The sequence below is a fragment of the Streptomyces sp. NPDC060232 genome (assembly GCF_042726555.1).
Taxonomy (GTDB): domain Bacteria; phylum Actinomycetota; class Actinomycetes; order Streptomycetales; family Streptomycetaceae; genus Streptomyces.
In genome coordinates, this window is record NZ_JBHXAG010000015.1 from 166,796 (window position 1) to 173,089 (window position 6,294).

Consider the following 6,294-nt stretch of genomic DNA (forward strand, 5'->3'; position numbering starts at 1 on the left):
CTCTCTCCCCAGGTGTCGGTCCGATAACGGACCGGGCACCCGCTCATTAGACCCTTGACACCCCTAAAGGTCTAGGCCAAGCTCCAGCTACTGGTCTACACCAATATGGATCAGATCCCAGCCCCACGGCAGTACTTCGCGTATGTCACCGCGGCGGGCAAGGGAAGTGCAGGCAGGCATCCCTGAGGAGGGTGGCGTGAAGCGCAAGCTCATCGCGGCGGTCGGTGTCGCGGGCATGATGGTCGGACTCGCGGCGTGTGGCAATGGGGACGACGACAAGGCCAAGGCCGACGCGGGTCCCAAGGAGATCACCGTCTGGGTCATGGACGGTTCCGCGCCGAAGGCCTGGATCGACGAGGTCAACAAGGAGTTCTCGGCCAAGCACCCCGGTGTGACGGTCAAGGTCGAGGAGCAGAAGTGGACCGGCATCCAGGAGAAGGTCACCACGGCCCTCTCCGAGAACAACCCTCCGGACGTTCTTGAGCTCGGCAACACCCAGACCGCCGGCTACGCGGTCACCGGCGGTCTCGCCGACCTGACGAAGGACAAGGCCGCCCTCGGCGCCGACGCCTGGCAGAAGAGCATGCTCGCCTCGGCCGAGGTCGACGGCAAGCTCTACTCCGCTCCCTGGTACGCCGCCAACCGCGTCGTCATCTACGACAAGAAGGCCTTCGCCAAGGCCGGCGTCACCCCGCCCACCACCCGCGACGAGTGGGTGGCCGGCCTGGAGAAGCTGAAGGCGGCCGACCCGGCCACCCAGCCCATCTACCTGCCCGGCCAGAGCTGGTACGTCCTCGCCGGTCTCATCTGGGACGAGGGCGGCGACCTCGCCGTCAAGGACGGCGACAAGTGGAAGGGCGCCCTCGGCACCCCGCAGGCCGGCGCCGCGATGGAGTTCTACAAGAAGATCCAGTCCTACTCCACCGCGCCCAAGGACAAGGACGAGGCCAACCCGCAGCAGTCCACCGACATCGTCCCCAAGGGCGGCGTCGCCTCCTGGATCGGTCTCGGCTGGGAGGCCGGCGGTGCCGAGAAGGCCCTGAAGGACGCGGGCAAGGAAGCCGACTTCGGCTACTTCCCGATTCCGGGCAAGACCGCCGACAAGACCAGCACCGTCTTCCTCGGCGGCTCGAACCTCGCCGTCGCCGAGCGCTCCAAGAACAAGGAGCTCGCCAAGGAGTGGCTGGCCCTCGCCGCCGGCAAGGACCAGATGACCAAGTACGCCGCCGAGACCAAGGGCGCGCTGCTGCCGAACCAGGCCGCCGCCAACTTCACCCCGGCCGCGGGCTCCTTCGCCGAGGCCATGGGCAAGGCCGGCGTCAACGGCAAGATCACCCCGGTCACCGCGGGCTGGGCGAACGTCGAGACCGAGCCGAACCCCATCAAGGAGTTCATGACCAAGGTCCTGAAGGGTGAGGACGCGGCCAAGGCCGGGGCCGACGCGGACGCCGAGATCGCCAAGCGCATCAACAAGTAGTCCCGCCCGCAGTACCCGCAGGACCCGCACGACCCAGCAGTGTGAACGCACCGGGGAGTGCGGCAGGTGCCCGGACACCCGCCGCGCCCCCGGTCGCGCATTTGACTCCACAGTCAACCGCGAGGAAGCCAAGCCATGACCGTGCACTCCCAGGGAGCGGTGACCAGCGCTCCACAGGACGCACCACCGAAGTCCGCCGGACTGCCCGAGACGCCGGCCCCAGCAACCGGCCCCGGCGCCAGGCCGCCTCGCGGGGGCGCGAAGTCGCTCCCCACCGGGTGGCTGCCCTACCTGCTGGTCGCGCCCGCGGTGCTCGCCCTCGCGACGCTCCTGCTGTACCCGCTGATCAAGAACGTGATCCTGTCCCTCCAGGACATCAACAAGGTCGAGTTCATCCAGCGGAAGTACCCCTTCGCGGGATTCGACAACTACACCGAGCTGCTCGGCGACCCGGACTTCTGGACCGTCGTCGTCCGCAGCTTCGCCTTCACCCTCGCCAACGTCGCGCTGATCATGGTGCTGGGCAGCCTCATCGGCATCCTGCTCAACAAGCTCGGCAAGAAGATGCGCCTGGTCCTCTCGATGGCGCTGGTGATGGCCTGGGCCATGCCGATCGTCGCCTCGGTACAGGTCTTCCGGTGGCTGTTCGACGAGCAGTTCGGCGTCATGAACTGGGTCATGCGCACCGCCGGCTTCTCCGGCTACGAACAGCACAACTGGATGGAGACCGGCCTCTCCACCATGGTGATCGTCACGATCCTGGTGGTCTGGGGCTCCATCCCCTTCGTCGCCCTCAACATGTACGCCGGCCTCACCACCGTCGGCGCCGAGCTGTACGAGGCCGCCCGCATGGACGGCGCCAACGGCTGGCAGACCTTCTGGAAGATCGTCTTCCCGAACCTGAAGCCCTTCTTCCTCATCACCACCTTCCTTGAGGTGATCTGGGTCTTCAAGGCCTTCACCCAGGTCTACGCGATGAACAAGGGCGGCCCGGACCGCGCCTCCGAGATCCTGCCGGTCTTCGCCTACGTCGAGGGCCAGAGTCAGGCCCACTACGGCCTCGCAGCAGCCATCTCCGTCCTGACGATCGTGATCCTCGTGATCGTCATGTCCTTCTACTTCCGCCTGATCCTGAAGCAGGAGGAGGAGCAGTGAGCACGACCACCGCCCCGAAGCCCGCGGCTCCCGAGAGGCCCGCACAGCAGCTCCGCACCCGCCGCCCGGTGCGCCCCGCGGCCGTGGCCAAGAACCTCGGCGCACTCCTGCTGGCCCTGGTCTTCGTCTTCCCCGTGTACTGGATGTTCTCGTCGGCCCTCAAGCCGTCCGACCAGATGCTCACGAAGGACCCCGTCTTCGTCTTCACGCCGACGCTGGACAACTTCGACAAGGCCACCGGCGTCCAGAACTTCTGGACGTACGTCACCAACAGCGTCCTGGTCACCGTCGGCGCCGTCCTGCTGGCCCTGCTCGTCGCCCTCGCCGCGAGCTTCGCCATCGCCCGGATGCGCTTCAGGGGCCGCAAGGGCCTGGTCCTCACCGTGATGATGGCCCAGATGGCCCCCTGGGAGGTCATGGTCATCGCGATGTACATGATCGCCCGCGACGGCGAGATGCTGAACAGCCTCCCGCTGCTCACCGCCATCTACTTCGTGATGATCCTCCCCTTCACCATCTGGACCCTGCGCGGCTTCATCGCCGCCGTCCCGGTGACGCTGGAGGAGGCCGCCCAGATCGACGGCTGCACCCGCGGCCAGGCCTTCCGCAAGGTGATCTTCCCGCTGCTGGCCCCCGGCCTGATGTCCACCTCGCTCTTCGGCTTCATCACGGCCTGGAACGAGTTCGCCATGGTCCTGATCCTCAACAAGGACAAGACCGCGCAGACCCTGCCCCTGTGGCTGACCGAGTTCATGTCCGCCTTCGGCAACGACTGGGGCGCCACCATGGCCGCCTCCTCGCTCTTCGCGGTCCCGGTCCTGCTGATCTTCATCTTCCTCCAGCGCAAGGCCGTCGGCGGCATGACCGCCGGCGCCGTGAAGGGATGACGCCCCCCATGACCGTCCTTGCGCACCGCGCCACCGCCTCCGACGAGGTGACCCGCGACGCCCTCGCCGTCCTCCAGCCCGGCTTCGAGGGCACCACCGCCCCCGCCTGGCTGCTCCGCAGGATCGGTGAAGGCCTCACCTCCGTCGGCCTGTTCGGCCGCAACATCGCCTCGCCCGGGCAACTCGCCGCACTGACCGCGCAGCTGCGCGCCGAACGCGACGACATCCTCGTCGCCATCGACGAGGAGGGCGGCGACGTCACCCGCCTGGAGGTCCGGGGCGGTTCGTCCTTCCCCGGCAACCTGGCCCTCGGCGCCGTCGACGACACCGGCCTGACCCGGGACGTCGCCCGCGAGCTCGGCCGCCGCCTCGCCGAGTGCGGGGTCAACCTCAACTGGGCCCCCTCCGCCGACGTCAACTCCAACCCGGACAACCCGGTCATCGGCGTACGCTCCTTCGGTGCCGACACCCACCTCGCCGCCCGGCACACCGCCGCCTACGTCGAGGGCCTCCAGGCCGCCGGCGTCGCCGCGTGCACCAAGCACTTCCCGGGCCACGGCGACACCAACGTCGACTCCCACCACGCCCTGCCCCGGATCGACGTCGACCTCGACACCCTCGCCGCACGGGAACTCGTACCGTTCAAGGCCGCCATCGAGGCCGGGACGAAGGCCGTGATGAGCGCGCACATCCTGGTGCCCGCCCTCGACCCGACCCGCCCGGCCACGCTCAGCCCGCAGATCCTGACCGGCCTGCTGCGCAAGGAGCTCGGCTACGAGGGCCTCATCGTCACCGACGGCATGGAGATGAACGCCATCGCCGGGACGTACGGGATCGAGCGCGGCTCGGTCCTGGCCATCGCGGCGGGCGCCGACGCCATCTGCGTCGGCGGCGGACTCGCCGACGAGGCCACCGTCCTGCGGCTGCGCGACGCCCTGGTCGCCGCCGTGCGGGAGGGCGCGCTCCTCCAGGAGCGCCTCGCCGACGCGGCCGCCCGGGTCCGCGCGCTGGCCGCGTGGACCGCGGGGACCTGGCCCGACGTGCGGCCGGAGGGGAGCCGCGCGTCCGGCATCGGCCTGACCGCCGCCCGACGGGCCCTCGTCGTCACCGGTGCGGCGGGCCCGCTGACCGGCCCGTACGTCGCGACCCTGACCCCGGTCGCGAACATCGCGGTCGGCGACGAGACCCCCTGGGGCCCGGCCGCCGAGCTGGCCGCGCTGCTGCCCGACACGGCCGCGGACCTCTACCCGCAGGGCGCCAGTGCCGCGGAGATCCTCGCGGCGGCGGGGGAGCGCACCGTCGTCGCGGTGGTCCGCGACGCGCACCGCCACCCGTGGATGGCCGAGGTGCTGGACACCCTGGTCGAGGCCCGGCCGGACACGGTGGTGGTCGAGATGGGGCTGCCGCGCGCCGAGCCGCGCGGGGCCCTGCACATCGCCACGCACGGGGCCGCGCGCGTCTGCGGACGCGCCGCCGCCGAGGTCGTCGCGGGGGCCGTCACGGCCGTGTGACGCGCCGCGGAACCGGAGCCGGGCACCTGTCACAGGGGTGGTGCCCGGCTCCGCCGCGTACGCGGAAGGGCCGGGCCCCCGGTGGGGGAGCCCGGCCCTCGGCGCGTTCGGGGGCTACAGCCCCTGCCAGGACGGCTTGTCGGCGAAGGTGTGGCGGAAGTAGTCGGCCAGCTTGAGCTTCGAGGCGGCGGCCTCGTCCACGACGACGGTGGCGTGGCGGTGCAGTTGCAGCGCGGACGCCGGTACGAGAGCGGACAGCGGGCCCTCGACGGTCTGCGCGACGGCCTCGGCCTTGCCCTCGCCGGTGGCCAGCAGCACCAGGTGGCGGGCGTCGAGGATGGTGCCGATGCCCTGGGTGATGACGTGGTGCGGCACCTGCTCCAGGTCGTCGTCGAAGAAGCGCGCGTTGTCCACGCGGGTCTGCTCCGTCAGCGTCTTGATGCGGGTGCGCGAGGCCAGGGACGAGCAGGGCTCGTTGAAGCCGATGTGCCCGTCCGTGCCGATGCCCAGCAACTGCAGGTCGACGCCGCCGGCCTCGGCGAGGGCCCGGTCGTAGGCCTCGCACGCGGCGACGATGTCCTCGGCCGAACCGTCGGGCCCCATGAAGGAGGCCTCGGTCAGCCCGAGGGGCTCGACGACCTCGCGCAGGACGACGGCGCGGTAGGACTCGGGGTGCCCGGCCGGCAGGCCGACGTACTCGTCGAGCTGGCATATACGGGCCGCGGAGACGTCGGCCTCGCCCGCCCCGACCTTGCGCGCGAGCGCCTCGTAGACGGGCAGCGGGGTAGAGCCGGTCGCCACGCCGAGCAGGGCGTCGGGCTTGCGGCGTACCAGGGCGGCCATGGCCTCCGCGATGAGCTCGCCGCCTGCCTTGGCGTCCGGGACGATGACAACTTCCACGCGTGGCCTGCCGATCTGGAGTGGGTGATGTGGTATAGACCAATCTAGCAGAGCGGGCCGGGCGCGGCGGGGGTTCCCGCCGCTTTCCATGGTGATCCCGCCCCAGGCGTCCGGCCTCCCGGGAACGGGTGGGACGCGGGGCGGAGTCCGGCGGGGCGGGGCGGCTCGGGGCGAGCCCTCCCGCGCCTCCCGCGACCTAGGGTCTGTATCGAGGTGCCCCGCGGCGTCGCGACGCCCGGCACGCACCCTCGGCGCACGAGCCACATGCCCTAGCTTGATCTTTAACCTGTGCGGCGGGGTCGTGGGGTCGTGGGCTTGGCCTTCCTGGACGCTGCAGTGCCCGTTGTGCGGGGTCTGTGGACGT

Annotated in this window: 5 protein-coding genes; 4 read left to right on the forward strand and 1 reads right to left on the reverse strand. The window is 70.4% G+C overall.

The window, feature by feature from the left end; translation table 11 throughout:
* The first annotated feature begins 196 nt into the window (after window positions 1-196).
* The 4 genes from ACFWFZ_RS22575 (at window position 197) to ACFWFZ_RS22590 (ending at window position 5,030) form a co-directional block, all read left to right on the forward strand.
* Window positions 197-1,477: an extracellular solute-binding protein gene (locus ACFWFZ_RS22575; RefSeq protein WP_387124585.1), complete on the forward strand. Its 1,281-nt coding sequence runs from the start codon at window positions 197-199 to the stop codon at window positions 1,475-1,477.
* Between the two features lie 135 nt (window positions 1,478-1,612).
* The gene (locus ACFWFZ_RS22580) at window positions 1,613-2,632 is read left to right on the forward strand and encodes an ABC transporter permease subunit (protein ID WP_387124586.1); all 1,020 of its coding nucleotides are present in this window, start codon (window positions 1,613-1,615) and stop codon (window positions 2,630-2,632) included.
* Window positions 2,629-3,519, forward strand: a complete 891-nt coding sequence (locus ACFWFZ_RS22585) for a carbohydrate ABC transporter permease (RefSeq protein ID WP_387124587.1) — start codon at window positions 2,629-2,631, stop codon at window positions 3,517-3,519. The genes ACFWFZ_RS22580 and ACFWFZ_RS22585 overlap by 4 nt, the downstream gene beginning before the upstream one ends.
* Window positions 3,520-3,527: 8 nt before the next feature.
* The gene (locus ACFWFZ_RS22590) at window positions 3,528-5,030 is read left to right on the forward strand and encodes a glycoside hydrolase family 3 protein (RefSeq protein ID WP_387124588.1); all 1,503 of its coding nucleotides are present in this window, start codon (window positions 3,528-3,530) and stop codon (window positions 5,028-5,030) included.
* Between the two features lie 114 nt (window positions 5,031-5,144).
* Here ACFWFZ_RS22590 and nagB read toward each other — a convergent pair whose 3' ends face one another.
* Window positions 5,145-5,930 carry a glucosamine-6-phosphate deaminase gene (gene nagB, locus ACFWFZ_RS22595; RefSeq protein WP_387124589.1) on the reverse strand — a complete coding sequence of 262 codons (786 nt, stop codon included), beginning with the start codon at window positions 5,928-5,930 and terminating at the stop codon, window positions 5,145-5,147.
* Window positions 5,931-6,294: the final 364 nt, after the last annotated feature.